The following is a 26,105-nucleotide window of genomic DNA, read 5'->3' as shown; positions in this document are numbered from 1 at the left end:
TGTTCCAGGTCCAGTCGATGGTCACGTCCGCCCGTCCCTTCCGTGCCGCCGCGTTCGGTTCCGCCCGCCCCAGGCCGTCCGCACCAGCGTCGTGAGGTCGGGGGCCACCAGGTCGGCGCCCTCCGCGCGCAGCGGTGCCGCGCCGTGCCCGTCGGGGCTCCGGTCCAGGCCGACCACGAGGCCGAATCCGCCCCGGCGGGCCGCCTTCACCCCGGCGAGCGCGTCCTCGACCACGGCGGTGTCGCCGGGGCGGACGTCCAGGCGGGCGGCCGCGTGGAGGAAGAGCGCCGGGTCCGGCTTTCCGGGGAGTTCGAGCCGGGCGGCGTCCCCGCCGTCCACGACGACCGCGAGGAGCCGGTCGAGACCGGTGTCCGCGAGGAGCGTCCGGGCGTGGCGGGACGCCGAGACGGCGGCGCACGGGACGTGGAGCGCGCGCAGGGCGGCGAGCGCCTCCTCCGCGTCGGGGAAGGCGGTGACCGCCCCGGCGGCCAGGGCCTCCCGGAACGCCGCCTCCTTGCGGGCCGCGACCGCCCACACGGTGCCGGGGCTGGGTGGGTCGTCGGGGCTCCCGGGCGGGAGGACGACGCCCCGGGAGGCCAGGAACGCCGCGGCGCCGTCGTACCGTGACCGGCCGTCGACGAAGCGGCGGTACTCGGCGTCCGCGTCGAACGGCGCCCGGGCGCCGGGGTCGTCGGGTGCCCGCGCGGCGAGGCAGGCGTCGAACGCGGTCTTCCACGCCGCCGCGTGCGCGGTGGCGGAGTCGAGGAGGACGCCGTCGGTGTCGAGGACGACGGCGTGCGGCGGAACGCCTTCGTCGCGCCCGTTCACGCGGCGGCCGGCGGGTCGGGGGCCTGGACGGCGGTGTGCTGCGGGCCGCCGAGCGCGACCTTGAGGGCGCCGGTGTCGGACGCGCGGCCGAACACGTCGTACGCCTCCTCCATCTGTCCGAGTTCGAAGCGGTGGGTGACCAGCTCCGACGTGTGCAGCCGGCCGGCGGCCAGCATGTGGAGCAGCATGGGGATGGACGAGGTGTCCACGAGTCCGGTGGTGATCGTGACGTCCTTGATCCGCAGGTCTTCGAGGCTGAGGGTCGCGGGCCTGCCGTGGACGCCGGTGTCGGCGACCCGCCCGCCGGGCCGGACCATCCGGGTGCACGCCTCGAAGGTCTCCGGGAGGCCCACGGCCTCCATGGCGACGTCGGCGCCCAGGCCGTCCGTCAGGTCGGCGACGAGCTTCTCCGGTCCTTCGCCGGCGGCCGCGGTGGCGTCGGCGCCGAGCTTGCGCGCGGCCTCCAGCCGGGTCGCGTCGGGGTCGACGGCGATGATCCGGCCGGGGCTGAAGAGGCGCGCGGTGACGATCGCGGCGAGGCCGACGGGCCCGGCGCCGACCACCACGACGGTGTCAGCCGACCGGACGCGCCCGTTGAGGACGCCCACCTCGTAGGAGGTGGGGAGGATGTCGGCAAGCAGGACGGCGTCGAAGCCGTCGACCGCGCTCGGGAGCGGGTGCGTGGACAGGTCGGCGAACGGCACCCGGACGTACTCCGCCTGCGTGCCGTCGACGGCGTGCCCGAGGATCCAGCCCCCTCCGCCGCGGCACTGGCCGTAGCGGCCCGCGCGGCAGAAGCGGCAGCGGCCGCAGGCCGTGATGCACGAGATCAGGATCCGGTCGCCGGGCCGTGCCGTGCGGACGTCCCGGCCGGTCTCGACCACCGTGCCGACCGCCTCGTGGCCGAGGACCCGGCCCGGCGTCACCTCCGGCACGTCGCCCTTGAGGATGTGCGGGTCCGTGCCGCAGACGGTGACCACGTCGACCCGCACGATCGCGTCCCCGGGATCCACGGGGCCCGGGTCGGGGACACCCTGCCGGGCCATGCTGCCCGGCCCCTGAAAGACGGCGGCCTTCATGCTGCCCACCCACTTCCTGTACGGCGTTCGGGTGTCCTTCTCCCCCGGGCCCGGCTGCCGTCCCCCGGCGGGGACCGCTCGGGCCCTGCGGCCCGTCCGGTGCCGGTGCGAGGGCGGTGGTGGGGGCCGGGGAGGGAGTCTTCGGACGGGAGCGACCACGCGCGGCTCCTCCTCGACCGCGGTCCCTTCCAGGGTTCCGCGAAGCGGCGGCGCCGCAACCGGAGGCGGTGCGGGGACGTCGCCGGACCGGCGGGCGAGGAGCCGCCCGGGGGCGCCGAGCCGCTCCTGCGGACCGTGACGCGCGGCGGGCTCCGGACGGACCCGCCGGACACCCCGGCAGCCGCACGGGAGCGCTTCGGGCGGGACCTCGCCGCCCTGCCGGAGGAGGCCCGGCGCATCGAGCGCCCGGTGCCTCCCGTCCCCGCGTCCTCGACCCGGCTGACGGCCCTGGCGACCCTGGTCCGGCACAGGATCGGGACGCGGACGGGCACCTGACGGGCGGCGCCCGCGCGAAGGGCCTTCCCGAGGGGCCCGGGGCCGGTCAGTCGTCGTCCGTTCCCGCGCCCCTGTCCCGGCGGAGCCTGCCGGACCACACGGGCTCCACCCGCTCCCACTCGCGTTCCCAGGCGTCGTACCGGTGCCCTTCGGCCCTCCGCCGCACGAGGACGAGCGCGCCGGCCCCCGTGACCCCGACGGCACCCGCCACCGCGATGCCGCCGGACACCGCGGTGAGCGAACGGCTCGCGGCGGCGACGGGCGCCCGGACGGGGGTCCCCCGGTCGTCCACCCAGATGACCACGGCGTCCCCCCGGGGCGTCCGGGGCGGCACCTGGACGGTCCCGGACCGGCGCGCGTTCCCGGGGTGCTCCCAGGTCGCCGGAGCGAGGGCGTACGGCTCCGTGCCGTACCGGGTGGAGGCGGGCGGGTCCTCGGCCGGGCCGGTCGTGGTCGCCGTCACCCGGTGCCGGTGGGCGGCGCGCTCGCGGTCGGCGTCGGCTCCGGCCTTCCAGAGCGCTCCGGCGGCCGCGGCGCCGCAGACCAGGGCGATCGTCAGGAGGAGGACCAGGGCGGCGCGCCCGAGGGGCCCTCGCGCGGACGGGGTTCCGTCGCCGTCCGACGTCTCGTGGCGGGTCATGCCGCACCTCCCGTGGGGGTGGTTCGCCGGTGTCGTCCCGGCGCCGCTCGGTGGTCGCCGGTGTCGTCCCGGCGCCGCTCAGTCGTCGCCGGGGACGGCCGGGACTCGCTTCGCGTTCATGGCGGCCCTCCTCCGGGTGTGCTGCCGTCGGGCCCCGGTCCCGCCGTCCGGATCGCCGGTCTCCGGTCGCGGGTCGCGGGTCGCGGGTCGCGGGTCGCCGGACCGGGCTCCGACCCCCATTCTTCCGTCCGGACGCCGCACGGCGCAGCGCCCGAGGGGGTCGCCCGCGTGGGCCGAACGGTCCGCGTCCGGAAGGGGCCGACCGGCCCGGAGGCGCCGTGCCGTCCCCGTCCCCCGGCTCTCCCGACGGGTCCGGAACGGTCCGAGGGCGCCCCGGGAACCGTGGCGGCCGGACACGCGGCGCGGTGCGGAGCCCGTGGGCCGCCGGACCGGTCCGCATGCCCGGGCCGCCGGCGCGCCCCCGGCGGCCGACGGCCGGGGCGAGGGCGGACCGGGCGGCCAGGGCGAGCTGTTCGACCGGGTGCCCCTCCCCCGCCCTCGGCCTCGGGCCCTGGCGCGCGGAGTGTCCGGAGGTGCGGACCGAGGGCCGGGTCGTGGCCGGTTCGGCCGGCCAGGAGCTGGTGCGGGCCGCCGCGGGCGCGTCCCTGGTGGTGGTCGGACGGCGCGCCCGGCGCTCGGCGGCGTGGCGTACGCCGTCCTGCGCCACGGCCGCGCCCCGGTGGCCCTCGTCCCCCACGGCTGACGCCCACGGCGCGGAAGGGCGCCGGATACACGTCGGCCCCGGTCCGGAGGGCGTACCTCCGGACCGGGGCCGACACGGCACGTTCTAGGGCAGGAGCTCGTCCATGGAGGCGCGCCCCTTCTCCGCCATCCGGCGTTCCGCCCAGGCGAGGTTCTTCGGGGTCACGTCACGGCCGGAGGCGAGGACCAGGTCCTCCGCCGTGAACTCCCCCTCCGATCCGGCGTGCAGCAGCCGGTCGGGCGTCGGGGAGTCCCCGGGGGACGTCTTGTCGGGCTCAGCGTTCATGCCGCCTCCTACGTGTTCGTCCGGCACTGGCCATTCTCGTGTCCGGTCGGCGAGAACGCATCCGGGACCGGAGGGGACCCGGTGCCGGCCCGTCGGGCGAGGAGGTGCGCGTCCGGTACGACGGCTCCGCGCACCGCCTCCTCCCAGAGGGCGAGGCCGATGCGGAGCAGGTCGTGAGCGGCGGCGGCCTCGCCGTCCGTCCAGAGCGCGCCGTCGCCGGCCTCGAAGAAGCGGTCGTAGGCGGCGTCGTGGGCCGCGCCCTGGACGGGGAGGGCGAGGGAGGTGTCCACGCCCTGCGCCAGGTCCTCGAAGAAGTTCCACGCCTCCAGGAGCTCTGCCGCGGGGACGGGCCCGGGAGCACGGACCCACTCCGCCACGGGTTCCAGGTCCAGGGACGACTCCGCGTCCGTCACGAAGTCCCGGTGGTGCCGGGCGCAGTGCTCCTCGGCCGAGCGGACGGCGTGGAAGGCGAGGAGCCGCCCCCGGTCGTCGGCGGCCACGGCGTCGCGGTCGTCGCCCTCGCCCCGGCGCCAGAGCACGTACAGGTCTCCGCTCCGGGTTCCGATCCGGTACGGGTGGTGGTCGGTCACTCGGGATCTCCCAGGTCTGTCGTACGGGGCCGGCGGCGGCCCGGGGGGACGGGCCCGCTCCCCGGGACGGCCTTCGCCCCGTCGCCGGCCCGGAGGGCGGGACGCCGGACCGAGGACGCGGCGGGACGGCCGCACCGGCCCATTCTGCCCCGGCGGTGTCCCGGGCCCCGCCCGATGCCGGGCGCACCGGCGGCACCCGTCCAGGACGGGGTCCGGCCGGCCCCGGCCGGGTCGTCCTTCGCGGCGAACTCGCGCCACGCCGTGTCAGCGCCATGGCGTCGCCGGGGTGCGGGTTCGACAATGGGGGGGATGACCGATGACGACCCGCGTGCGCGCAGTGGCGAGATCGGGCCCGCCGAGTGGCTCGCCATGAACCGGACCGGCAGCTTCGACTGGGATCTCGACACGGGCACCATCGATGCCGACGAGTCCGGGCTGCTGGTCTTCGGCGTGTCCCCCGGCTGCTTCGACGGGCGCCCGGAGACGCTCGTCGCGCGCCTCGACCCCGAGGAGCGGGTCAAGCTGCGGGGCGTCGTGCGCGAGGCCGTCAAGAGCGGCGCGGCCTCGTACACCGCGCACTTCCCCATCCCGCAGGACGACGGACCACCCCACTGGACGCACGTGCAGGCGCGGATCCTGCGGTCCCCGGACGGGCGGGCGCGGCGGATCGTCGGCGTCGTGCGGGACACGACCGCCGAGGTGATGCACTTCGCGTTCGTCCGGGACCTGGAGAAGCGGCGCGAGGTCCAGACGAACATCGTGGAGCGGACGACGAACGCGCTGTCGCGCGCGGTGACCGTGGACGACGTGACGGCGGCCCTGACCGGTCCGGGCGGGCTCGCGCGGCTCGGCGCGGACGGTCTGGCGCTGGGGCTCGTGGAGAACGGCTCGCTGAACATCATCGCGCTCAGCGGGGAGTCCCTCGACGTGCTCGACGGCTTCCGCAACCGGCGGCTCGACCGGCGGCTGCCGCTGGCCGAGGCGGTGCTGAGCGGCCGGCCCCGGTTCGCGTCGTCCTTCCCGTCGCTCGGGCGGGAGTTCCCCGAACTGGCCCCCTATCTGCCCCGGCTCGACTTCCGGGCCGCCTGCTACCTCCCGCTGGTGGCGCAGGCGCGCTCGCTGGGCGGGATGGCCCTGTTCTACCGGGGCCGCACCTCGTTCAACCCCGACGAGCGGAACCTGGCCCTGGGGCTCGCGGCGATCGTCGCCCAGTCGCTCCAGCGGGCGATGCTCTTCGACGAGGAGCGGGAGCTCGCGACCGGGCTCCAGGCGGCGATGCTGCCGCGCCGGATCCCGGAGATCACCGGCGGAGAGATCGCCGTCCGCTACCACGCGGCGTGGAGCGGGCGTCAGGTCGGCGGCGACTGGTACGACGTGATCCCGCTGCCGCGCAGCCGGGTCGGGATCGTCGTGGGCGACGTGCAGGGCCACGACACGCACGCGGCGGCCATCATGGGCCAGTTGCGGATCGCGCTGCGGGCGTACGCGGGCGAGGGGCACGCCCCTTCGACGGTGCTGGCCCGGGCCTCCCGCTTCCTCGCCGAGCTGGACACGAACCGCTTCGCGACCTGCACGTACGCACAGGTGGACCTGGCGAGCGGCACCCTGCGCGCGGTGCGTGCCGGGCACCTCGACCCGCTGATCCGGCACAACGACGGCCGGGTGGGGCAGCCCAAGCTGCGGGGCGGGCTCCCGCTGGGCCTGGCGACCGTGTTCGGGGACGAGGAGTTCCCGGAGACGCGGCTCGACCTGGTGCCCGGGGAGACGCTGGTGCTCTGCACGGACGGGCTCGTGGAGCAGCCGGACTCGGACATCTCGTCCGGTCTCGCCGCGCTCGCCGGGGCGATCGCCAGTGGTCCGCCGCAGGCCGAGGCGCTCGCCGACCACCTCTCCGACCGGCTGTGGGAGCGGTGGGGTTCGGGCGACGACGTGGCCCTCCTGGTGCTGCGGCGCAGCCCGGACCCGGGCACGCCGAAGGCGCCGCGCATCCACCAGTACATCCACCAGGCCGACCCGCAGGGCCTCTCGGACGCGCGGGCGGCCGTGGGGCAGGCGCTGCGCGACTGGGGCATGCGGGAACTCGCGGACGACGCGGAGCTGCTGACGGGCGAGCTGCTCGTCAACGTGCTGCTGCACACGGAGGGGGGCGCGGTGCTGACCCTGGAGGTGCTGCCGGAGCCGGTGCGGCGGGTGCGCCTGTCGGTGCAGGACCGGTCGAGCGCCTGGCCCCGGCGCCGCACTCCGGGCGAGGCGGCCACGTCGGGGCGCGGGCTGCTCCTGCTGGACGCGCTGGCCTCCCGGTGGGGGGTGGAGCCGCGCGGCGAGGGCAAGGCGGTGTGGTGCGAGATCGGCCCGGTGCGGGTGCCGGCCGACGCCGCTCCCGGCGGCGGGTGAGTCCTCCGCGGGGAGCGGCGTCCGGCGGTGGGGTCAGGCCCGCTGCCACACCGTGGTGGCGTTGCAGAACTCGCGGATGCCGTGGCCGGCGAGTTCGCGGCCGTACCCGGAGCGCTTGATCCCGCCGAAGGGGAGCGCGGGGTGGGAGGCGGTCATGCCGTTGACGAAGACGCCGCCGGCCTCCAGGTCGCGGACGAAGAGGGCGACCTCCTCCTGCGAGCGGGTCCAGACGTTGGAACTGAGGCCGAACGGGGAGTCGTTGGCGACGGCCACGGCCTCCTCGATGTCGCCGACCGGGTAGACGGTGGCGACCGGGCCGAAGGCCTCCTCGCGGTGGATCCGCATCTCGGGGGTGATGCCGGTGAGGACGGTGGGCCGGTAGTACCAGCCGTTCCGCAGTTCCTCGGCCTCGGGCCGGTGGCCGCCGCAGAGGGCGGTGGCGCCCCGCTCCACGGCGTCGTCGACGAGTTCCTCCAGGTCGGCGCGGCCCTGCTCGGTGGCGAGGGGGCCGACGTCGGTGGACTCGTCGAGGGGGTCGCCGACGGTGAGGGCGTTCATGGCGGCGGTGAAGCGCTCGGAGAAGTCGTCGTAGACGTTCCGGTGGACGATGAACCGCTTGGCGGCGATGCAGGACTGGCCGTTGTTCTGCACGCGGGCGGTGACGGCGGTCTTCACGGCCGCGACGACGTCGGCGGAGGGCATCACGATGTACGGGTCGCTGCCGCCGAGTTCCAGGACGGTCTTCTTGATCTCGTCGCCCGCGACGGCGGCGACGGCCCGGCCGGCCGGTTCGCTGCCGGTGAGGGTGGCGGCCACCACGCGGGGGTCGCGCAGGACGCCCTCGACCTCGCGGGAGCCGATGAGGAGGGTCTGGAAGCAGCCCTCGGGGAATCCGGCGCGGCGGAAGAGGTCGCCGAGGTAGAGCGCGGTCTGCGGCACGTTGGAGGCGTGCTTGAGGAGGCCCGTGTTCCCCGCCATGAGGGCGGGTGCGGCAAAGCGGATCACCTGCCAGAGCGGGAAGTTCCACGGCATGACGGCGAGGACGGGGCCGAGGGGCCGGTAGTGGACGCGGGCGGTGTCCGCGCCGGAGTCCTGGACGTCGCTCTCCGCCGGGTGCTCGTCGGCGAGCAGTTCCTCGGCGTGGCGGGCGTACCAGCGCATGGCCTTGGCGCACTTGCCGGCCTCGGCGCGGGCGGCGGCGATCGGCTTGCCCATCTCGGTCGTCATGGTGCGCGCGATGTCCTCGGTGTCCTCGTCGAGGAGCGTCGCGGCGGCGCGCAGGAGGCGGGCGCGTTCGGCGAAGGAGGTGGTGCGGTACCGGCGGTACGTCTCGTGCGCCGCCGCGACGCGGCGCTCGACCTCCTCGGGCCCGTGGGCCTCGTAGGTGCGCAGCGTCTCGCCGGTCGCGGGGTTCACGGTGGCGATGCCCATGGCCTGTCTCCTCCTGCGTCGGCCCCCGTCCGACACCAACCTTCCGTGAAGAGCGGCGCGGCGCAACAGGGGCGGGACGGCGGGGTGACCCGGGCGGCCGCCGGGCGGTCAGGCGGTCAGCCAGGTCAGGGCGCCGGCGAGGTGGGCGCGGAAGAGCGGGTCGCGGTACGCCTCCGGGGCGTGCCCGAGGGCGGTGAAGAGGACGCGCCCCCGGTCCGCCTCCCGGCACCAGACGAGCGGGTGGTCGTCGCCGTGGGCGCCGCCGCGGTACGAGGTCTCGTCGGCCCGGGCCAGGACCCGCACCCCCCGGGGGACGGAGGTGAAGTTGTACCACTCGTCCGTCCACGCCCAGCGGGCCGGGAGCGGGGCGGTCGCCGGGTGGTCGCCGGGGGTGACGAGGACGGTGCCGGGCTGGATCTCGGGATGGCCGTCGAAGCGGGTGCCGAGCAGGTCCCCGTAGAAGGGCCAGTCGGGTTCGGCGTTGGCGGCGGCGTGCACGGCGAGGAGGGCGCCGCCGCCCCGCAGGTAGGCCTCGAACGCGGTCCTGCCCTCGGGGGTCAGGACGTTCCCGGTCGTGGAGAGGAGGACGACGACGGCGCACCGGGCGAGCCGTTCGGGCGTGAAGGCGCCCGGGTCCTCGGTGACCTCGGCCGTCCGCCCCAGCTGCCGCGCCAGTTCCGTGAGCGCGGCGGCGCCGTCGGGGATCGAGTCGTGGCGGTATCCGGCGGTGCGGGTGTGGATCAGGACGTCTGCGGTGGTCACGCGGCGCGCTCCAGGGGCGGAAGGGCTGGGGAAAGCGCTTTCCCCCTGCGGCTCGACCGTAGCCACCGGGAGGCCCCGCCCGCAAGGCACGTCCTGATCCATTGTCGTATCGGATACACCTCTGTATCTTTTGGCGCGCCGTTCCGGGCCGTTTCCGCCCGCCCCCAGCCCCCCGTCTCCCCGAGGAGCCGTCATGAGCACCGTGCCGCCCGCGCTCGCCGCCGCCGTCGGGCCGCTGCCCGAAGGGGCCGTCCTGCCGCTGCCGCCCGTCTTCGAGAGCGTCGAGGAGGAGCGGCGGTACCGCAAGGAGCAACTGGCCGCCGGATTCCGGATCTTCGGCCGGTTCGGCTTCTCCGAGGGGGTCGCCGGGCACATCACCGTCCGCGACCCCGGCGACCCGAACGCCTTCTGGGTCAACCCGTTCGGAATGGGCTTCACCCGGATCAAGGCCTCCGACCTGATCCTGGTCGACCACGAGGGCGTCGTCCTGGAAGGGCGCCGGCCCGTGAACCGGGCCGCCTTCGTCATCCACTCCCGGGTCCACGCCGCCCGGCCCGACGCGGTCGCCGCCGCGCACGCGCACTCCCTGTACGGCAAGGCCTTCTCCAGCCTCGGGATCCCGCTCGACCCGATCACCCAGGACGCCTGCGCGTTCTTCGAGGACCACGGGATCTACGACGACTACCGGGGCGTGGTGAACGAGACCGAGGAGGGCGAGCGGGTCGCCAAGGCCCTCGGCGCGCACAAGGCCGTGATCCTCAAGAACCACGGGCTCCTGACGGTCGGCCACTCCGTCGCCGAGGCCGTCTGGTGGTTCGTCACCATGGAGCGCTCCTGCCAGGCCCAGCTCCTCGCGATGGCCGCGGGCGCCCCGCAGTCCGTCGACCGGGAGACCGCGCTGCTCACGCGCGGGCAGATCGGCGGGCACCTGGCCGGCTGGTTCCAGGCGCGCCCGCTGTGGGATCAGATCACCGCGTCCGACCCGGACCTCTTCGACTGACCCCCGGACTCCGGCAGTCCGCGCGTCAGGGCCTCCAGGAACGCGGGGAGGAACTGGCGCTCCAGACTGCCCGGCGGCAGCGCGTCCGGCTCCACGTAGCTCTGCGCGAGACCGCCCTCGCGCAGGGCGATGAGCAGACGGGCGAACCGGTCGGCGTCCACGGTCAGTTCGCGTCCGGCCCGGCGCAGGACGAGCGTGAGGCCGCGGGCCATCTCGGCCCGCAGCCGCTCGTCGTGGCGCGCGAGCACCCAGGCGGCCTGCGGGTCCCGGATGGCGTGCAGGGTGAACTCGGTGGTCACCAGGTACCAGTCCCGCTCGTCCGGCTCCACCCGGGAGGCCAGCTCCGCGAGCCGGGTCAGGGTGTACTCCTCGGCCGTCAGCGCGTCGATCGACTCGGCGAGCCGCCGCACCGTCCGGTCGCTGTGCTCGTCGAAGAGGGCGAGGAAGAGCTCCTCCTTGCTCGCGAAGTTCGAGTAGTACGCGCCCCGCGTGTAGCCGGCGCGCTCGCAGATCTGCTCGATCGTCGTCGCGTGGAAGCCGTGCTCGGCGAAGGTCTCCAGAGCGGCCCTCAGGAGCGCCGCGCGGGTGCGGGGCCGCCGCTTGGTGACGCCTTTCGGCACGGGTGGGTCCTCCGGTTCCTCCGGGCCGCTCGTCGCGGCGGACGCCCACCATACCGGCGGCTCCCGCCCGGGCGGGGATCGGCTCCGGCGGATAAAATTCAGACATGGGAGAGCGGCCAGCCGCGCCTGCGGCGCCCGACCTGGTCCTCGAGATCGACGGGGACGCGACGCTCATGGACGCGCGCCGCGTCTACCGCATCGGACGGGACCCCACCAGCGACATCGTCCTCTCGGACGACCGGGCGTCGTGGCACCACGCGGTGCTCGGGGCCCCCGCCGGCCGATGGACCCTGACCGACGAGGACAGTACGAACGGCACCTTCGCGGACGGCCGGAGGGTGGCCCGTTCGCGGGAGGTCGGCGCCGGGACCGTCGTACGGTTCGGACACCCGGAGGACGGCCCGCGCGCCGTCCTCTCGGCCGCCGCCCCGGCCCGCCCGGCGGCGCCGGAACCGCCGCCCCCACCCGCACCGGACGCGCCGGCCCCACCGTCCGCCCGGGGCGTGCCGGAGCCCGAACCCGAGCACGCGCGCGTACGGAAGCCGGGGCCGGAGGCCGCGCGGAAGCGGGAGACCGCCCCGGAGCCGGACCGGGGGCGCGCACCGGAAGGACGCGTGCGGGAGGAACCCGTACGGGAGCCGGAGCCGGCGCCCGAACCGCTGCCCGGCTCCGTACCGGAGCCTGCGCCCGTACCGGAACCGGCTCCGGAGCCGATGCCCGAACCGGCACCGGAGCCCGGGCCCGTACGGGACTTCGCGGCCGGCGCCGGACGGGAATCCGCTCCTCCCCGGCCCCCCTCCGTCTCGCACCCCGCCGCCACCGGCACCTTCCGGCAGCCGACGTCCGTCCGGCCGCTGCCCGCCCACAGCATCCGCATCGGCCGCGCCCCCGACAACGACGTCGTCATCCCCGAGCTCGTCGTCTCCCGGCGCCACGCCGAGCTGCGCGCCCACCCCGACGGCACCTACTGGATCCACGACCTGGGCAGCCACAACGGCACCTTCCTCAACGGCCGGCCCGTCACCGACGCCCGGGTGACGCCGGAGGACATCGTCGGCATCGGCCGGTGCGCGTTCTGCCTGATCGGCGGGCAGCTCGTCGAGTTCACCGACACCGGCGAGGTCTCCCTCGACGTGCGGTCGCTCGCCGTCACCGTCGACCACGGGCACAAGACCCTCCTGGACGAGGTGTCGTTCCCGGTGGGCGAGAAGTGCCTGCTCGCGGTCGTCGGACCGTCCGGCGCCGGCAAGTCCACCCTCCTGAACGCCCTCACCGGCCAGCGGCCCGCCGACCGGGGCACGGTGCTCTACGACGGCCGCGACCTGTACCGGGACTACGCCGAGCTGCGCCAGCGCATCGGGCTGGTCCCCCAGGACGACATCCTGCACCTCCAGCTCACCGTCCGCCGGGCCCTCGGGTACGCCGCCGAGCTGCGGTTCCCCGAGGACACCGAACGCGCGGAGCGGCAGGCCCGGGTCGACGAGGTGATCCGGGAACTCGGGCTCGTGGAGCGCGCGGACCAGCCGATCCACAGCCTCTCCGGCGGCCAGCGCAAGCGCGTGAGCGTCGCCCTGGAGCTGCTCACCAAACCGTCCCTCCTCTTCCTCGACGAGCCCACCTCCGGCCTCGACCCCGGCATGGACCGGTCCGTGATGCACATGCTGCGCGGGCTCGCCGACGACGGGCGCACGGTCGTCGTGGTGACGCACAGCGTGCTCAGCCTGGACGTCTGCGACCGGCTGCTCGTCCTCGCGCCCGGCGGCCGGGTCGCCTACTACGGACCGCCCTCCGAGGCTCTCGGGTTCTTCGGCTTCGAGGAGTGGCCGGAGGCCTTCGAGGCCTTCGAGAGGGAACGGGACCGCGACTGGGCGGGCGGCTACCGCTCCTCCCGCTTCCAACGCCGGTACATCACCGACGCCACGGCGGGCCCGGACCTCCCCCTGGGCGGCGGCGCCCCCGCGGACGAGGTGCGGGCCCCGCCGCCGAAGGCGCAGAGCTGGGGCTCCCAGCTGCGGACCCTGGTGCGCCGCTACGCGGCGGCGCTCTCCGCCGACCGCACCTTCATCGTCATCATGGTGGCGCTGCCGTTCGTGATGGGGGCGATGGCCCGCGCCCTGTCCGAGGGCAGTCTCAATCCCGAGTCGTCGCTGAACGTCCTGCTCATCCTCTGCGTGGGCGGGGTCCTCACGGGCGCGGCGAACGCCGTGCGCGAACTCGTCAAGGAACGCACCATCTATCGGCGCGAGAGAGCCGTCGGTCTGTCCCGCTCGGCGTACCTCGCCTCCAAGGTGGTGGTCCTCGGCCTGATCACGGTCGTGCAGTCGGTGGTCCTGACCCTGGTGGCACTGATCGGCGTGCCGCTGAACGTGCCCGGCGGCAAGGGGGTCCTGATGCCCCCGCTGGTGGAGATCACCCTCGCCGTCGCCCTGCTCTCCTTCACCGCGATGATGCTCGGCCTGTTCGTCTCCGCCCTCGTCCGCAAGGAGGAGGTGACGATGCCGCTGCTCGTCCTGCTCGCCATCGTGCAGGTGGTGTTCTGCGGGGCCCTCCTGACCGTGCGGGGCACGCCCGTCCTGGAGCAGCTGGCCTGGCTGGTGCCCTCGCGGTGGGCGTTCGCGGCGATGGGCGCGACCATCGACATCGGGAAGGTGGCGCCGAGCGACAAGACCACCGATCCGCTGATGCGGCACACGGCGGAGGCCTGGTTGTTCGACATGGGCATGATGGTGGTGCTCTGTCTGGTCCTCGGCCTGGTCGTGGCCCGGCTGCTGCGCCGCCACGAGCCGGTCGTCATGCGGAGGTAGGCCCGTGAGCGTCCCCGTGTCCGCGTACGTGCCGGACTTCCGGCCCACCCACGTCGTGCCGCGCGACGGCCTGCCCGCCTGGGAGGCACCCGATCCGGGGCTGCCCACGGCACCCCTGGACGCCTTCCTGCCGGTGCGCCTGGAGGAGCGGAGCGGGGACTGGGGGCGGATCCGGTGCTCCAACGGCTGGACGGCGTGGGTCGACGCGCGGCTGCTCGTCGGCGTCCCCGACGACCCGCCGGCGGCGGGCCGTCCCCTCACCAGGACCGCCGACCCCCGCCCGCTGATCGCCCGCGCCGAGGACGCCCTCGGCCGCTACCGGCGGGCCGCCGAGGAGCTGGGCGCGGGCCGCCTCGACGGCGAGGCCTTCCGGCTGCGGACCCGGGGCCTGCGGGTCGGCATGGTCGTCGACGGCGAGTCGGTCTGGCTGTACGACGCGGAGCACGAGCGCTGGGTGTACTGCGACGGCGCGGGCCTCAGCACGTACGCGGCCGGGGCCGCCCCCTCGGCCACCGCCGCGCCGCCCGCCGCTCCCGCGAGTGCGCCTCCGGAGGAGGAGGCCGGGGACGGGTCGTCGGACGGGTCTGCGGACGGCGGTCGCGAGCCCGTCGGGGCGGTGCCCGCCGGACACGATCCGATGCGGGTGGTGCCCCGGGTGGACGCGGCGGAGACGGGACCGGCCGGGGAGCCGGAGCCGACCGGCCCGCCTCCGCCGGCGCGAGTGGTGGAACGGCCGCCCGGGACACCGGAAGCCCCACCGGCCCGGGGCGTGGAGCAGCCGCCCGCCGAGGTGGTGGAGCGGCCTCCGACCCGGGTGGTGGAGCGGCCGCCCGAGACGGTGGAGGCTCCTCCGACCCAGGTCGTGGAGCAGCCGTCCGAGACGCCGGGCGCGCCCCCGACCCAGGTCGTACAACAGCCGCCCGAGACACCGGACGCACCGCCGACCCGGGCCGTGCGGCCGTCGTCAGGGGCCGGGGATCCGCCGCCGACCCGGGTCGTGGAGCGGCCTCCGACGGGTGAGGGCTGATGGCCGGCGGGGCGCACGCCGACCCGGACCTTCCGGCCGGGCGGCCCTCGGGGCTCGTCGGCAAGGAGGTCGCCGGATACCGCCTGGAGGGCGAGATCGGGCGCGGCGGCATGGCGGTGGTGTACCGCGCGCGGGACCTGCGGCTCGACCGCACCGTGGCGCTGAAGCTGCTGGCCCCCGAGCTGGCCCGCAACGACACCTTCCGCAAGCGCTTCGCGCACGAGTCGCGGGTCGCCGCCTCGATCGACCACCCGCACATCGTGCCGGTCTTCGAGGCGGGCGAGACGGAGGGCGTGCTCTACATCGCCATGCGGTACGTCGCCGGGCAGGACCTGGTGGCCCTGCTGCACCGCGAGGGGCCGCTGCCGCCGGCGAAGGCGGGCAGGATCGCCGTGCAGGTGGCCTCGGCCCTGGACGCGGCGCACGCGCACGACCTGGTGCACCGGGACGTGAAGCCCGGCAACATCCTGGTGGCCGAGGGCACGGACCGCGACCATCCGGAGCACGTCTACCTGACCGACTTCGGCCTGACGAAGAAGTCGCTGTCCCTGACGGGCTTCACTACGGTGGGCGAGTTCGTGGGGACGCTCGACTACGTGGCGCCCGAGCAGATCTCGGGGAAGCCGGTCGACGGCCGGTGCGACGTGTACGGCCTGGCGTGCGTGGTGTTCGAGACCCTGGTGGGCGCGCCGCCGTTCCGCCGGGACACCGACTGGGCGGTGCTGTGGGCGCAGCAGTACGACCCGCCGCCGCCGGTCTCCGAGGCGCGTCCGGAGCTCCCGGGCGCGGCGGACGCGGTCTTCGCGAAGGCGCTGGCGAAGACGCCGGAGGAGCGGTACGGGACGTGTCTGGAGTTCGTCACCCAGTTGCGCGCCGCCCTGGCGTCGGGCGCCCCGGGGGCGTCGGACCCGGTGGCGGCCGGGGCGCCGAGGCCGCTCGGCCCGCCGCCCGCCCCGCCCGCGTGGGCGAGGCCGGTGTTCCGGGAGCTGTAGGCCGCCGGGGGTCACGCGGTGCCTGGCGGGCCGGCGCCGTCCTCCCGGCCGACCGGCTGCTCGACCTCGCCCTTCCGGCGGACCCGGGAGGCGAGGAGGCCGCCGAGGAGGCCGAAGACCAGGCCCCACAGGAGCGCGAGGCCGACGACGGTCCAGACGTGCGGGCGCAGCAGCACCTCTCCGCCGAGCGAGTCGAGCGTGCCGATGCCGAGGACCGAGAGGCCGAAGCGGGCCTCGACGAGGGTGACGGGGGCGGCGACCAGCATGGTGAGCGCGAAGGCGACGCCCGTGCGCAGGGCGTGCTGCCGGAGCCGGGTCCGGGCCGGGGAGCGGACGGCGGCGGCGAAGGCGGCGGCGAGCAGCAGGACGGTGGCGACGGGCAGCAGCCACCAGGCGCGTCCGTCCTGCGCGGCGAGCGAGGACAGGTCGACGGTCGAGAGGTCGGGCCTCTCGCCCCCGCCCTCGCCGCGCAGGACGGCGTCGAGGACCTGCGGCACGGGCAGGCCGAAGGGGCCCTCGGCCCTGCCCTCCCAGGAACCGCCGATGCCGACGCCGAGGGCGAGCCAGGTGATGTTGGGCAGGCCGAGGAGGAGGACCGCGAAGGTGTCGGCGGGCCGCCCCTTCGTCGCCGCGACGACGAGCCCGACGACCAGGCCCACGAGCACGTACGCGAGCAGCAGCAGGAGCATCGCGCGGGCGACGGGCCGGACGGGTTCCTGGTACCGGACGAGCCGGGACGGCAGGGGGGTCGCGCGCGAGACGAGGAGGGCGACGAGGAGCACGCCGAGGATCCACAGGAGGCCGTAGAAGAGCGTGGGTCCGAGGTCGGTGCGGAAGCCGACCGTCGGGTTCACCGAGTCGAGGAGCTCGCCGAAGAGGTCCATGAGCGGGTCCTCGGCCTCCCCGCCGCCGACGGTGATCCGGAAGTCGTGGCGCGCGAGGGCGGAGAGCCCCGCGAGGCCGATCAGCCAGAGGACGACGACGGACCCGGCGCGGAGCAGGAGTTGGCGGGCGCCGGTCACCGCGTGGTGGCGCAGGGGGCGCAGGAAGCAGTAGCCGGTGACCAGTGCGCCCACCAGGGTGACGGTGAGGGGCATGGCGGTGAGCTGGGCCTGGGTCCCGGCGAGGGCGCCGGCGTCGCCGGAGAGTTCGACCTTGCCGCCCGTGGCCATGACGACGACGGCGGCGAGGACGGCGGCGAAGCCGCCGGGAAGGCCGGCGGCGCCCGCGGCCCAGAGGCCGAGCCCGGCGACGGCGGCCATCGCCAGGTATCCGGCGACCACGGCCACCAGGGCCTGGAGGGCGATCCGGGCGAGGAGTCCGGTCGGGGTCGCGGCGGGCCGCGTGGGGGTGGGGGGCCTGCTGCTCACGGTGACCACGCTAGTACCGGGGACGGCCGCGCGCTTGCGGACGGAGCGCCCGCGGCACCGGGCGGGGACGGGGCGGACGGCGCGCTTCCGGGCGGAGGCGGAGGCAGGGTGAACGGCGTACCTCCGAGCGGGGCGGGGCGGGTGACGGGGATGGGGTGAACGGCGCGCTTCCGGGCGGGGCGGGGTGGGTTCGGAGTGGACAGCGTGCCTCCGGGCGGGGCGGGGACGGGGTGAACGGCGTGCTTCCGGGCGGGGCGGGGCCGGGCTGGACGGCGTGCCTCCGCCCGCGGGGCGGGGAGGGGCCACCGGCGTGCCTCCGCTTGCGGGCGGGCACCGGTCGGCGCACACAATGGGCCCGGAACGGAAGAAAGGGAAAAACGTGACTTCCCACCCCCCGTCCGGCCCCCCGTCCGGTCCGCCGTCGGTCCCTCCCTCGGGTCCTCCCTCGGGCCCCCTCTCGGGTCCGAGCACACGCCCGAACGCCGCCGGCCCCCCGCCGTCCTCCGGACCGCCCACCGGCGGTTCCGGAGGCTCCGGCGGTCCGGGCGACCCGGGCGGCGGTCCGGGCGGTTCCGGAGGCGGGGGCGGCCAGGACGGCGGCGGCTCGTCCCGCTACCCCGGCGACGGGGGCGGCGGCCCGTGGTGGCGCTCCGTCCCGAAGGTCGCCTCGATCACCGCCGTCCTGGTGGCGGCCGTCGCCCTGATCGTCGTGCTCACCAGCCGCTCGGGCGACGACGGCGGCACCACGGACGCCGGCGGCGGGGAGGTCTTCCTGCAGAGCGCCTCCACGACCGGCCCGGACCCGTTCACCCGGTCGACGGCCCGCTCCACCGGCTCCGCCCCGCCGGTCACGCCGCCGCCCCGCAGCGGCTCCGCGGAAACCGGCACGCCCCAGGTCTCGGGCTCGGCGCCCGGCCTCTACGGCGGGACGCAGTCGGTGGCGAGCTGCGACGTGGAGCAGCAGGTGCGCTACCTCTCGGGCGAGCCCGCGAAGAACGCGGCCTTCGCCTCGGTCCTGCGGATCTCCGCGAACGAGGTGCCCGGCTATCTGCGCTCCCTCACCCCGCTCCAGCTCCGGGCCGACACCCGGGTGACGAACCACGGCTTCAAGAACGGCTCCGCCACCACCTACCAGGCGGTCCTCCAGTCCGGCACGGCGGTCCTGGTCGACGATCGCGGGGTGCCCCGGGTCCGCTGCGCCTGCGGCAACCCGCTGACCGAGCCGGTGCCCCAGAAGAACCCGCGGACGAGGGGCACCGCCTGGCCCGGCTACTCCTCCGACCGGGTGGTCGCCGTCGCTCCCTCCCCGAAGGTCGTGAACGTCTTCGTGGTGTACGACCCTGAGGACGGCGGCTGGTTCGCGCGCAAGCACGGCGACACCGGTGGCCGGGACGAGCCGACCTCGCCGCCGACGTCGCCGGCGCCGTGCCCGGAGGGTTCGTCGTCCTGCCCCTCCGACGGCACCTCCCCCGGCCCGTCGACGTCCTCTCCGGACACGCCGCCCGACGCGTCCCCGCCCAACGACTCGCCCCCGCCGCCGGACTCGCCCCGGCCCGACTCGCCCCGCCCGGACTCGCCGCAGCCCGACTCGCCCCGGCCGGACTCCTCTCCCGAGCCGCCGGCCCCGCCCGACACCTCGGCCCCGAACTCGGGACCGGCGCCGGACGGTCCGGGCGACACGCCCGGCGGGAACACCCCGGCGGACCCGAACACGGGCGGGGCCGCGGGCGGGACCGTCCCGGCCCCGGACACCTCGCCCTGAGACGGCGGGGTCCGGTCGGCCTCGCCCAGCCGGCCGGTTCCGCGAGGCCGACCGGACCCGTGGGGCGCCGCCATATTCGGATGCCCGTCCGGGGCGGTCCGTGTACGGTCCACCGGGTGGAACCACTGACCGACAAACAGATCCGTTCGTCCTTCGTGAACTGCACCAAGGGCGAGGCGGCCCGGCTCAAGCTGCCGCTCGACTTCGCCGAGCTCCCCTGGGACGACCTGGACTTCCTCGGCTGGGTCGACCCGGGCGCGCCGCTGCGCGCGCACCTGGTCGTCCCGCGCGAGGACGGACCGCTCGGCGTGTCCCTGCGGGTCCCGGCGACCGGCCGGACCAGTGCCATGAAGTCGAGCCTGTGCCAGGTCTGTCTGACCGGGCACGCCGCCTCGGGCGTGACGCTCCTCGTGGCGCCGCTCGCCGGGAGCCGCGGCCGCGAGGGGAACACGGTCGGGATCTACCTCTGCGCCGACCTCGCCTGCTCCCTCTACCTCCGGGGCAAGCGGCAGCCGAAGCTGCGCGGCCGGCGCCAGGAGGAGTCGCTCACCCTCGACGAGCAGATCGCCCGCATGACGGGCAACCTCGACGCCTTCGTCCGGCGGGTCACGACGGGCTGACCGTCCGCCGCGACCCGGGCGGGCGGAAGGCTCAGCGGAACGCCTGCTCGCCGGTGAGCGCCTTGCCGATGACCAGGGAGTGGACCTCGCTCGTGCCCTCGTAGGTGAGCACCGACTCCAGGTTGTTGGCGTGGCGCAGGACGGGGTACTCCAGGGTGATGCCGTTGGCGCCCAGGATCGTGCGGCACTCGCGGGCGATCGCGATCGCCTCGCGCACGTTGTTCAGCTTTCCCACGCTGACCTGCTCGGGGGTGAGCACGCCCGCGTCCTTCAGGCGGCCCAGGTGGAGGGCGAGGAGCATGCCCTTGCCCAGCTCGACGGACATGTCTGCGAGCTTCTGCTGGGTGAGCTGGTAGGAGGCGAGGGAGCGGGCGAAGACGGTGCGGTCCCGGGCGTAGGAGATCGCTGTCTCCAGACAGTCGCGGGCGGCGCCGAGCGCGCCGAAGACGATGCCGAAGCGGGCCTCGTTGAGGCAGCCGAGCGGGCCGGAGAGGCCGCGGGCCTCCGGCAGCATCGCGTCGGCCGGCAGCCGCACGTCCTCCAGGACCAGCTCGCTGGTGACGCTCGCGCGCAGCGACAGCTTCATCCTGATCTCGGGGGCGCTGAAGCCGGGGGTGCCGGCCGGGACGAGGAAGCCGCGGACGCCGTCCTCGGTGCGGGCCCAGACCACGGCCACGTCGGCGACGGAGCCGTTGGTGATCCACATCTTGGTGCCGTTGAGCACCCAGTCGGAGCCGTCCCGCTTGGCGTTGGTCCGCATGGCGCCGGGGTCGGAGCCCGCGTCCGGCTCGGTGAGGCCGAAGCAGCCGATGTACTCGCCCGCCGCCATCTTCGGCAGCCACCGCTGCTTCTGCTCCTCGGATCCGTGCTTCCAGATCGCGTACATGGCGAGGGAGCCCTGCACGGAGACCAGGGAGCGCAGCCCGGAGTCGACGGCCTCCAGCTCCAGACAGGCCAGGCCGTACGCGACGGAGTTGGTGCCCGCGCAGCCGTACCCCTCCAGGTGCATGCCGAGCACGCCGGTGCCGCCGAGGGTGCGGGCGAGTTCGCGGGCGGGGATCTCGCCCTTCTCGAACCAGCCGGCGACGTGCGGCCGCAGCTCGCGGTCGGCGACGGCGCGGACGGTGCGCCGGATCTCGCGCTCCTCGTCGGTCAGCAGCCCGTCGACGGCGAGCAGGTCGAAGGGGTGGACGGGAGTGGACGACGACTTCACGGACGGCCTCCTGGCGGTGGGCGACTGGCGCCTGTGACGAGTGGTGACGGGCGCCTGCGACGACTCGGCGTGCCGAAGCGTAGCCGTACATCGGATATTGGATCCAGTATTGAAAATCCTTCGGCCCGGCCCTACGGTCCGGTGGACCGGATCCAATATCCGAATCCGATGTATTGGATCCGACGTATCGGATGCGACGTATCGGATCCGATGTGCTCGACCCGGCGCGTCGGAGCCGACATCCGGTCGCCGGTCCCGAGGAGACCCGAGGAGAGCGGAATGCGCGCAGACCGGCCGACCCCGTCCGGCGCCTCGCCCGGCGCTGCGCCCGGCACCACCCCCGGCAGCGCGCCTGGCGCCCTGTCCGGGATCGTCGTCGCGGACTTCGGCCGGGTGCTCGCCGGGCCGTACATGACGATGCTCCTCGCCGACCTGGGCGCGGACGTGATCAAGATCGAGCGGCCGGGGTCGGGGGACGACACGCGCGCGTGGGGGCCGCCGTTCGCGGACGGGCAGGCCACGTACTTCCTCGGGGTGAACCGGAACAAGCGCTCCGTGTCGCTCGATCTGACGGATCCCGGGGACCTGGCGGCGGCGCGCGCGATCGTGGACCGGGCGGACGTCCTGGTGGAGAACTTCCGCCCCGGGACGATGGAGGGGCTGGGGCTCGGTTACGAGGACGTGCGGGCGACGAACCCGGGTCTCGTCTACTGCTCGGTGACCGGGTTCGGCACCGAGGGGGGCGCCCGGCTTCCGGGGTACGACCTGCTCGTCCAGGCCGTGGGCGGACTGATGAGCGTGACGGGCGAGCCGGACGGGCCGGGGACGAAGACGGGCGTGGCGCTGGTCGACGTCGTCACCGGCCTGCACGCGGGCATGGGCGTGCTCGCCGCGCTCCGGCACCGGGAGCGCACCGGCGAGGGCCAGCGCGTCGAGGTCTCGCTGCTCGGCTCCCTGCTCTCCGCGCTCACCAACCAGGCCGCGGCCCACCTGGGCGCGGGGGTCGTGCCGCACGCGATGGGCAACCGGCACCCGAGCATCACCCCGTACGAGGTGTTCGAGGCGAAGGACCGGCCGCTGGTCCTGGCGGTGGGCAACGACCGGCAGTTCCGGGCGCTGTGCGGGCGGCTCGGTCTGCCGGGGCTGGCGGAGGACGTCCGCTTCGCGACGAACTCGGCCCGGGTCGCCCACCGGGAGGAGCTGGCGGCGGTGCTCGCCGGGCCGCTCGGCGGCCGTACCGCCGACGACTGGTTCGAGGAGCTGACGGCGGCCGGGGTGCCCTGCGGGCCCATCAACGACCTGGCGGACGCCTTCGGCCTGGCCGACCGGCTGGGGCTCGCCCCGCGCGTCCCCGAGTCCGCGGCGGGGCCCGGACAGGTGGCGAACCCGATCCGGCTCGGCGCCACCCCGCCCTCCTACCGGGCCGCGCCCCCGCGCCTCGGGGAGCACACGGACGCCGTGCTCGGCGCGGAGGGACGGGCCGCGCGCACGCCCTGAGCCGGGGGGAGGCGCGGAAGATCCGTAGGAAGATGGTCACTCCGCAGGAGCGGTCCGTCGCAGGAGCGGTCCGCGGGAAGAGCGGTCCGCCGGACGGGCGATCCGGCGGAGGAGCGACCTGCCGGGCGGCGATCCGTCGGCGGCGGCACGAGGAACGGAAGGCGACAGGCGATGAGCAGCGCGGTGCAGAAGCGGCGGCCGCAGACCGCCCAGCAGTTCGTCCTGGAGGAACTGCGGCGCGCCATCACCACCGGGGAGCTCAGGCCGGGCGACCAGATCCGCCAGGACGCCCTCGCGGCGCGATTCGAGGTGAGCCGGGTGCCGCTGCGCGAGGCCCTCAAGGCCCTGGAGGCCGAGGGCCTGGTGGTCCATCACATACACAGGGGCTACTTCGTCGCGGAGCTCTCGCTCGACGACCTGGAGGAGATCTACCGGATCCGGGAGCTCCTGGAGACGGAGGCGGTCCGCCTGGCCGTGGCGCGGATGCCCGAGGGCACGGTCGGCGCGCTCGAACGGATCCAGCGCGAGGTGGAGCGGGCCGCCGCCGACGGGGACGTGCCCGCGATGGCGGCGGCGAACCGGCTCTTCCACTTCACCCTGATCGAGGCCTCCGGGATGCCGCGCCTGGTGCGTCTGGTCGCGACCCTGTGGGACTCCACCGACGCGTACCGCTCGCTGTACTACGCCGACGCCCCGCACCGGAAGCTGGCCGTGCGGGAGCACCGGGCCGTGATCTCCGCGCTCCGCCACGGCGACGGGGCCGCCGCCGTCCGCTGGCTCGACGAGCACCGGGCCCACGCGGTGGCGGCCCTGCGCGAGGTCCTGGAGCGGGACGCCGGCTGATCCCTTCCCGGCGGAAAACCGGGTGCCGTCCCCCCGGGACGCCCTCTACGCTCCCCCGCATGGAGCACGGGGGTCTGGTCAACATCGTCGACGTCGAGGCGACCTGCTGGGAGGGCGAGCGCCCGCCCGGCCAGGTGAGCGAGATCATCGAGATCGGGCTGACCGTGGTCGACCTGGAGGCGCGCGAGCGGCTCTCCCGGCACCGGATCCCGGTCCGCCCGGTCCGCTCGCGGGTCAGCGCGTTCTGCACCGAACTGACCGGCCTCACGCAGGCGGAGGCCGACACCGGCCTGGACTTCGCCGCCGCCTGCCGGCTGCTCGCCACGACGTACGGGGCGGGGCGGCGCCCCTGGGCGAGCTGGGGCGAGTACGACCGCAAGCAGTTCACCCACCAGTGCCGGGCCACCGGCGCCCCGTACCCCTTCGGGCGGCGGCACACCAACGCGAAGGCGGTCTTCACCGAGGCGTACGGGCTCGCCCGGCGGCCCGGCATGGCGCAGGCCCTGGAGGTGGCCGGGCTGCCCCTGGAGGGGCGTCACCACCGGGGCGAGGACGACGCGTGGAACATCGCCGCGCTGGTGCTGCGGATCGCCGACCGGGGCGCCTGGCCGGAGGAGCCGGGTCCCACCGGCTGAGACCCTTCGGTCCGCATGACGGACGAGACTTGTCGGCGGAGCGTCCGCGCGGCAAGGATGCGCCCATGACTCCCGCCCTCGTCTCCCGCCGCCACGTGGATCTTCTGCGTGTCGCGGGGATGCTGTGTCGGGTCGACTCCTGTCGTCGCGCGGCCTGTTGCTGAGCCCCTTCCCGGCTCGCCTCCCCGCTCTCCTCCCGCGCCGTCGGCGGACCCCCTCCGCCGGCCGCCTCCGCCGCGTTCGACGCCCCGGGCCCTGACGCTCCCGGGCCTCCGGCCATCCTTCCCGCGCCCGGCGGGCGTTCCGCGGCACGCCCGTCTCCGCCCCGCACTTCCTCCGAGGTACGCCCGCATGCCCCCTTCCGCCTCCCCCGTACTGCACTGGTTCCTGCCCACCGGTGGTGACGGCCGCGACCCCGGCGGTGTCACCGCCGTCCAGGGCCGCACCGCCGCCGCGACCCGCCGCGGCGCCGGTCTCGGCTATCTGGCCCAAGTGGCCCGCGCGGCCGAACAGGCCGGTTTCGAGAAGCTGTTGACGCCCGTGGGGCTCGGCTGCGCGGATCCGTGGGTACTGACCCCGGCCGTCGCGGCGGTGACCGAGCGGATCGGCTTCCTGGTGGCGTTCCGGGCCGGTCTCGCCCGGCCGACGCTGGTCGCTCAGCAGGCCGACACGTTCCGGCGCCTGTTCGGCGACCGGATCGCGCTGAACGTGGTCACCGGCGGCGACCCGGCCGAGCAGCGGGCGTACGGCGACCACCTGCCGAAGGACGAGCGGTACGTCAGGACCGGCGAACTCATGCGGGTGGTGCGGGCGCTGCTCGACGGCGGCGCCGTCGACCTGGCGGGCCGTCACGTCCGGGTGGAGGACGCCCGCTTGCACGAGCCCTCCGTGGAGTCGCCCGTGCCCCTCTACTTCGGCGGCGCGTCGCCGGAGGCCGAGGAGGTCGCCGCCCACCACGCCGAGGTGCAGCTGCTGTGGGGCGAGCCCCCGGCCGCCGTCGCCGAACGCGTCGCCCGGCTGCGGGAGAAGGCCGCGCGGGCCGGGCGCACCCTGCGCTTCGGGATCCGCCTCCACGTCATCACCCGCGACACCGCCGCCGAGGCCTGGCGGGAGGCGGACCGCATCCTGGCCGGGCTCGACCCGGAGGCGGTCCGCGTCTCGCAGGAGCGGTTCGCCCGGATGGACTCCACCGGGCAGGCCCGGATGACCGCGCTGCACGGCGGCTCCGCCGAGGACCTGACCGTCTCCCCCAACCTGTGGGCGGGCATCGGGCTGGTCCGCGAGGGCGCGGGCACGGCCCTGGTCGGCTCGCACGACGAGGTCGCACGACGGCTCTTCGAGTACGGGCGGGCCGGCATCGACGAGTTCGTCCTGTCCGGCTATCCCCACCTCGAAGAGGCCTACCGGGTCGGCGAGGAGGTCGCGCCCCGGCTGCGGGCGCTCACGGAGGCGGCCGACGCGGAGGCGAACGACGCGCGGACGGACGGCGCGGAGGCGTCCCGCGCGCGGACGGCCGGCGCCGAGACCACCGGCACGGGGGCGGCGGCGTGACCCTCCTCGACACCGCGAAGGGGACCGGCACCGCGCAAGGGACCGGCACCGCGGAGAAGAAGGCCGGCCCCGTCCCCGCCGCCGGGCGGCCGGGCCGGCGGATACCGGCCGGGGTGGCGGCCCTGCGCTGGACCGCGCTGCGGCTCCTCGCGCTCGCGGTCCTCCTCGCGGCCTGGCAGGCCGTGGTCGCGGCGGGCGTCTGGCCGCGCGTGCTCGTGCCGTCCCCGGGCGACGTGTGGCAGGCCTTCGTGAAGGCGTCCACCGTCCGGGACGGGGTGCGCGGCATCAGCGGCCACCTGCTGGTCGAGCACCTGGCGGTCTCGCTGCGCCGGATCGCGATCGGCACCGGCTACGCGGCCCTCGCCGGGATCCCCCTGGGGCTCCTCATCGGGGTGGTGAAGCCGCTCGCCGTGGTCCTGGAGCCGGCCGTCACCTTCCTGCGCACGCTGCCCCCGCTGGCGTACCTCTCGCTGCTCGTCATCTGGTTCGGCATCGACGAGTCCCCGAAGATCTGGCTGCTGCTCGTCGCCGCCCTCCCGCCGATCGCGGCGGCCACCGCCGCGGCCGTCCGGGGCGTCCCCGCCGACCTGGTGGAGGCGGGGCGGGCCCTGGGAGCGGGGCCGGTGGCGCTGCTGTTCTCCGTCCGGCTGCCGTCGGCGCTGCCGGAGATCCTGACCGGGGTGCGGATCGCCGTCGGCATCGCGTACACCTCGGTCGTCGCCGCCGAGACGATCAACGGCGTGCCCGGCATCGGCGGCATGATCCGCGACGCCCAGCGCTACAACCAGACCGACGTCGTCGTCGCCGGCATCATCGCCATCGGCCTCTCCGGGATCCTCCTCGACGCGCTGTTCCGGGGCCTGGAGCGGGCGGCGGTCCCGTGGCGCGGCCGCGCCTGACCCAC

At 75.6% G+C, this 26,105-nt stretch carries 23 protein-coding genes; 13 read left to right on the top strand and 10 right to left on the bottom strand.

Going from position 1 to position 26,105, the window contains the following annotated elements:
• Nucleotides 1-21 precede the first annotated feature (21 nt).
• Together ACIQKA_RS05015 and ACIQKA_RS05010 are read right to left on the bottom strand one after the other, a co-directional pair.
• On the bottom strand, nt 22-828 hold the full coding sequence (locus ACIQKA_RS05015) for an HAD family hydrolase (protein WP_402539992.1): 807 nt from the start codon (nt 826-828) through the stop codon (nt 22-24).
• Nucleotides 825-1,907, bottom strand: coding sequence for an alcohol dehydrogenase catalytic domain-containing protein (locus ACIQKA_RS05010; protein WP_402540251.1), 1,083 nt, complete (start codon nt 1,905-1,907; stop codon nt 825-827). The genes ACIQKA_RS05015 and ACIQKA_RS05010 overlap by 4 nt, the downstream gene beginning before the upstream one ends.
• A gap of 294 nt (nt 1,908-2,201) precedes the next feature.
• Between ACIQKA_RS05010 and ACIQKA_RS05005 the strand changes: the two genes are divergently transcribed.
• Nucleotides 2,202-2,402: a hypothetical protein gene (locus tag ACIQKA_RS05005; protein ID WP_402539991.1), complete on the top strand. Its 201-nt coding sequence runs from the start codon at nt 2,202-2,204 to the stop codon at nt 2,400-2,402.
• Between the two features lie 46 nt (nt 2,403-2,448).
• Here ACIQKA_RS05005 and ACIQKA_RS05000 read toward each other — a convergent pair whose 3' ends face one another.
• The 3 genes from ACIQKA_RS05000 to ACIQKA_RS04990 all read right to left on the bottom strand — a co-directional run bounded on the left by ACIQKA_RS05000 (nt 2,449) and on the right by ACIQKA_RS04990 (nt 4,680).
• Nucleotides 2,449-3,042: a hypothetical protein gene (locus ACIQKA_RS05000; RefSeq protein ID WP_383152482.1), complete on the bottom strand. Its 594-nt coding sequence runs from the start codon at nt 3,040-3,042 to the stop codon at nt 2,449-2,451.
• Nucleotides 3,043-3,889: 847 nt separating this feature from the next.
• Nucleotides 3,890-4,090 (bottom strand): hypothetical protein, encoded by a 201-nt coding sequence (locus ACIQKA_RS04995; RefSeq protein WP_125666842.1) that lies wholly within the window; start codon nt 4,088-4,090, stop codon nt 3,890-3,892.
• An 8-nt stretch (nt 4,091-4,098) separates the two neighbouring features.
• Entirely contained in the window at nt 4,099-4,680 is a 582-nt protein-coding gene (locus tag ACIQKA_RS04990) for a hypothetical protein (protein ID WP_402539988.1), read from the bottom strand.
• Between the two features lie 309 nt (nt 4,681-4,989).
• On the opposite strand from ACIQKA_RS04990, the gene ACIQKA_RS04985 reads away from it, so the two are divergent.
• Complete coding sequence (locus ACIQKA_RS04985; protein ID WP_383448356.1) at nt 4,990-7,074, top strand: SpoIIE family protein phosphatase; 2,085 nt, start codon at nt 4,990-4,992, stop codon at nt 7,072-7,074.
• Nucleotides 7,075-7,107: 33 nt separating this feature from the next.
• Here the strand turns inward: ACIQKA_RS04985 and ACIQKA_RS04980 are convergent, their stop codons facing one another.
• Both ACIQKA_RS04980 and ACIQKA_RS04975 read right to left on the bottom strand, forming a co-directional pair.
• Nucleotides 7,108-8,505 (bottom strand): NADP-dependent succinic semialdehyde dehydrogenase, encoded by a 1,398-nt coding sequence (locus tag ACIQKA_RS04980; RefSeq protein ID WP_383429241.1) that lies wholly within the window; start codon nt 8,503-8,505, stop codon nt 7,108-7,110.
• 108 nt (nt 8,506-8,613) lie between these two features.
• Entirely contained in the window at nt 8,614-9,267 is a 654-nt protein-coding gene (locus tag ACIQKA_RS04975; protein ID WP_391093590.1) for a ThuA domain-containing protein, read from the bottom strand.
• Nucleotides 9,268-9,460: 193 nt separating this feature from the next.
• Between ACIQKA_RS04975 and ACIQKA_RS04970 the strand changes: the two genes are divergently transcribed.
• Nucleotides 9,461-10,267: a class II aldolase/adducin family protein gene (locus ACIQKA_RS04970; RefSeq protein ID WP_383152487.1), complete on the top strand. Its 807-nt coding sequence runs from the start codon at nt 9,461-9,463 to the stop codon at nt 10,265-10,267.
• On the opposite strand, the gene ACIQKA_RS04965 is transcribed toward ACIQKA_RS04970, so the two are convergent.
• Nucleotides 10,231-10,887 carry a TetR/AcrR family transcriptional regulator gene (locus tag ACIQKA_RS04965; RefSeq protein ID WP_383152488.1) on the bottom strand — a complete coding sequence of 219 codons (657 nt, stop codon included), beginning with the start codon at nt 10,885-10,887 and terminating at the stop codon, nt 10,231-10,233. The two genes, ACIQKA_RS04970 and ACIQKA_RS04965, sit on opposite strands and share 37 nt — an antisense overlap.
• 104 nt (nt 10,888-10,991) lie before the next feature.
• Between ACIQKA_RS04965 and ACIQKA_RS04960 the strand changes: the two genes are divergently transcribed.
• The 3 genes from ACIQKA_RS04960 to ACIQKA_RS04950 are packed head-to-tail and all read left to right on the top strand — an operon-like array spanning nt 10,992 to nt 15,710.
• A complete protein-coding gene (locus tag ACIQKA_RS04960) occupies nt 10,992-13,691 on the top strand; it encodes an FHA domain-containing protein (RefSeq protein ID WP_402539987.1) in 2,700 nt (899 codons plus the stop codon).
• A gap of 4 nt (nt 13,692-13,695) precedes the next feature.
• Complete coding sequence (locus tag ACIQKA_RS04955; RefSeq protein ID WP_402539986.1) at nt 13,696-14,718, top strand: hypothetical protein; 1,023 nt, start codon at nt 13,696-13,698, stop codon at nt 14,716-14,718.
• The gene (locus ACIQKA_RS04950; protein WP_383152491.1) at nt 14,718-15,710 is read left to right on the top strand and encodes a serine/threonine-protein kinase; all 993 of its coding nucleotides are present in this window, start codon (nt 14,718-14,720) and stop codon (nt 15,708-15,710) included. The genes ACIQKA_RS04955 and ACIQKA_RS04950 overlap by 1 nt, the downstream gene beginning before the upstream one ends.
• Nucleotides 15,711-15,721: 11 nt before the next feature.
• Here ACIQKA_RS04950 and ACIQKA_RS04945 read toward each other — a convergent pair whose 3' ends face one another.
• Entirely contained in the window at nt 15,722-17,089 is a 1,368-nt protein-coding gene (locus ACIQKA_RS04945) for a streptophobe family protein (RefSeq protein ID WP_402539985.1), read from the bottom strand.
• A gap of 370 nt (nt 17,090-17,459) precedes the next feature.
• Here ACIQKA_RS04945 and ACIQKA_RS04940 point away from each other — a divergent pair, with 370 nt between their 5' ends.
• Nucleotides 17,460-18,842 carry a DUF6777 domain-containing protein gene (locus ACIQKA_RS04940; RefSeq protein WP_391093599.1) on the top strand — a complete coding sequence of 461 codons (1,383 nt, stop codon included), beginning with the start codon at nt 17,460-17,462 and terminating at the stop codon, nt 18,840-18,842.
• 116 nt (nt 18,843-18,958) lie between these two features.
• Nucleotides 18,959-19,462 (top strand): FBP domain-containing protein, encoded by a 504-nt coding sequence (locus ACIQKA_RS04935; protein WP_383152494.1) that lies wholly within the window; start codon nt 18,959-18,961, stop codon nt 19,460-19,462.
• Nucleotides 19,463-19,493: 31 nt separating this feature from the next.
• Here ACIQKA_RS04935 and ACIQKA_RS04930 read toward each other — a convergent pair whose 3' ends face one another.
• Nucleotides 19,494-20,675 (bottom strand): acyl-CoA dehydrogenase family protein, encoded by a 1,182-nt coding sequence (locus tag ACIQKA_RS04930; RefSeq protein ID WP_391093600.1) that lies wholly within the window; start codon nt 20,673-20,675, stop codon nt 19,494-19,496.
• 279 nt (nt 20,676-20,954) lie between these two features.
• Between ACIQKA_RS04930 and ACIQKA_RS04925 the strand changes: the two genes are divergently transcribed.
• From ACIQKA_RS04925 to ACIQKA_RS04905, 5 genes are all read left to right on the top strand, one after another.
• Nucleotides 20,955-22,172 carry a CaiB/BaiF CoA transferase family protein gene (locus ACIQKA_RS04925; RefSeq protein ID WP_402539984.1) on the top strand — a complete coding sequence of 406 codons (1,218 nt, stop codon included), beginning with the start codon at nt 20,955-20,957 and terminating at the stop codon, nt 22,170-22,172.
• Between the two features lie 171 nt (nt 22,173-22,343).
• Nucleotides 22,344-23,015: a GntR family transcriptional regulator gene (locus ACIQKA_RS04920; RefSeq protein WP_402539983.1), complete on the top strand. Its 672-nt coding sequence runs from the start codon at nt 22,344-22,346 to the stop codon at nt 23,013-23,015.
• A gap of 59 nt (nt 23,016-23,074) precedes the next feature.
• Nucleotides 23,075-23,650: an exonuclease domain-containing protein gene (locus ACIQKA_RS04915; protein ID WP_391093606.1), complete on the top strand. Its 576-nt coding sequence runs from the start codon at nt 23,075-23,077 to the stop codon at nt 23,648-23,650.
• Between the two features lie 351 nt (nt 23,651-24,001).
• The gene (locus tag ACIQKA_RS04910; protein ID WP_383152499.1) at nt 24,002-25,201 is read left to right on the top strand and encodes an LLM class flavin-dependent oxidoreductase; all 1,200 of its coding nucleotides are present in this window, start codon (nt 24,002-24,004) and stop codon (nt 25,199-25,201) included.
• Nucleotides 25,198-26,100 carry an ABC transporter permease gene (locus ACIQKA_RS04905; protein ID WP_383152500.1) on the top strand — a complete coding sequence of 301 codons (903 nt, stop codon included), beginning with the start codon at nt 25,198-25,200 and terminating at the stop codon, nt 26,098-26,100. The genes ACIQKA_RS04910 and ACIQKA_RS04905 overlap by 4 nt, the downstream gene beginning before the upstream one ends.
• The last annotated feature ends 5 nt before the right edge of the window (nt 26,101-26,105 follow it).

Origin of the sequence: Streptomyces sp. NPDC092045 (assembly GCF_044756005.1) — a bacterium.
In the GTDB taxonomy this organism is placed as follows: domain Bacteria; phylum Actinomycetota; class Actinomycetes; order Streptomycetales; family Streptomycetaceae; genus Streptomyces.
The sequence above is the reverse complement of the archived record's forward strand: the minus strand, read 5'-3'. Positions and strand labels throughout refer to the sequence as shown.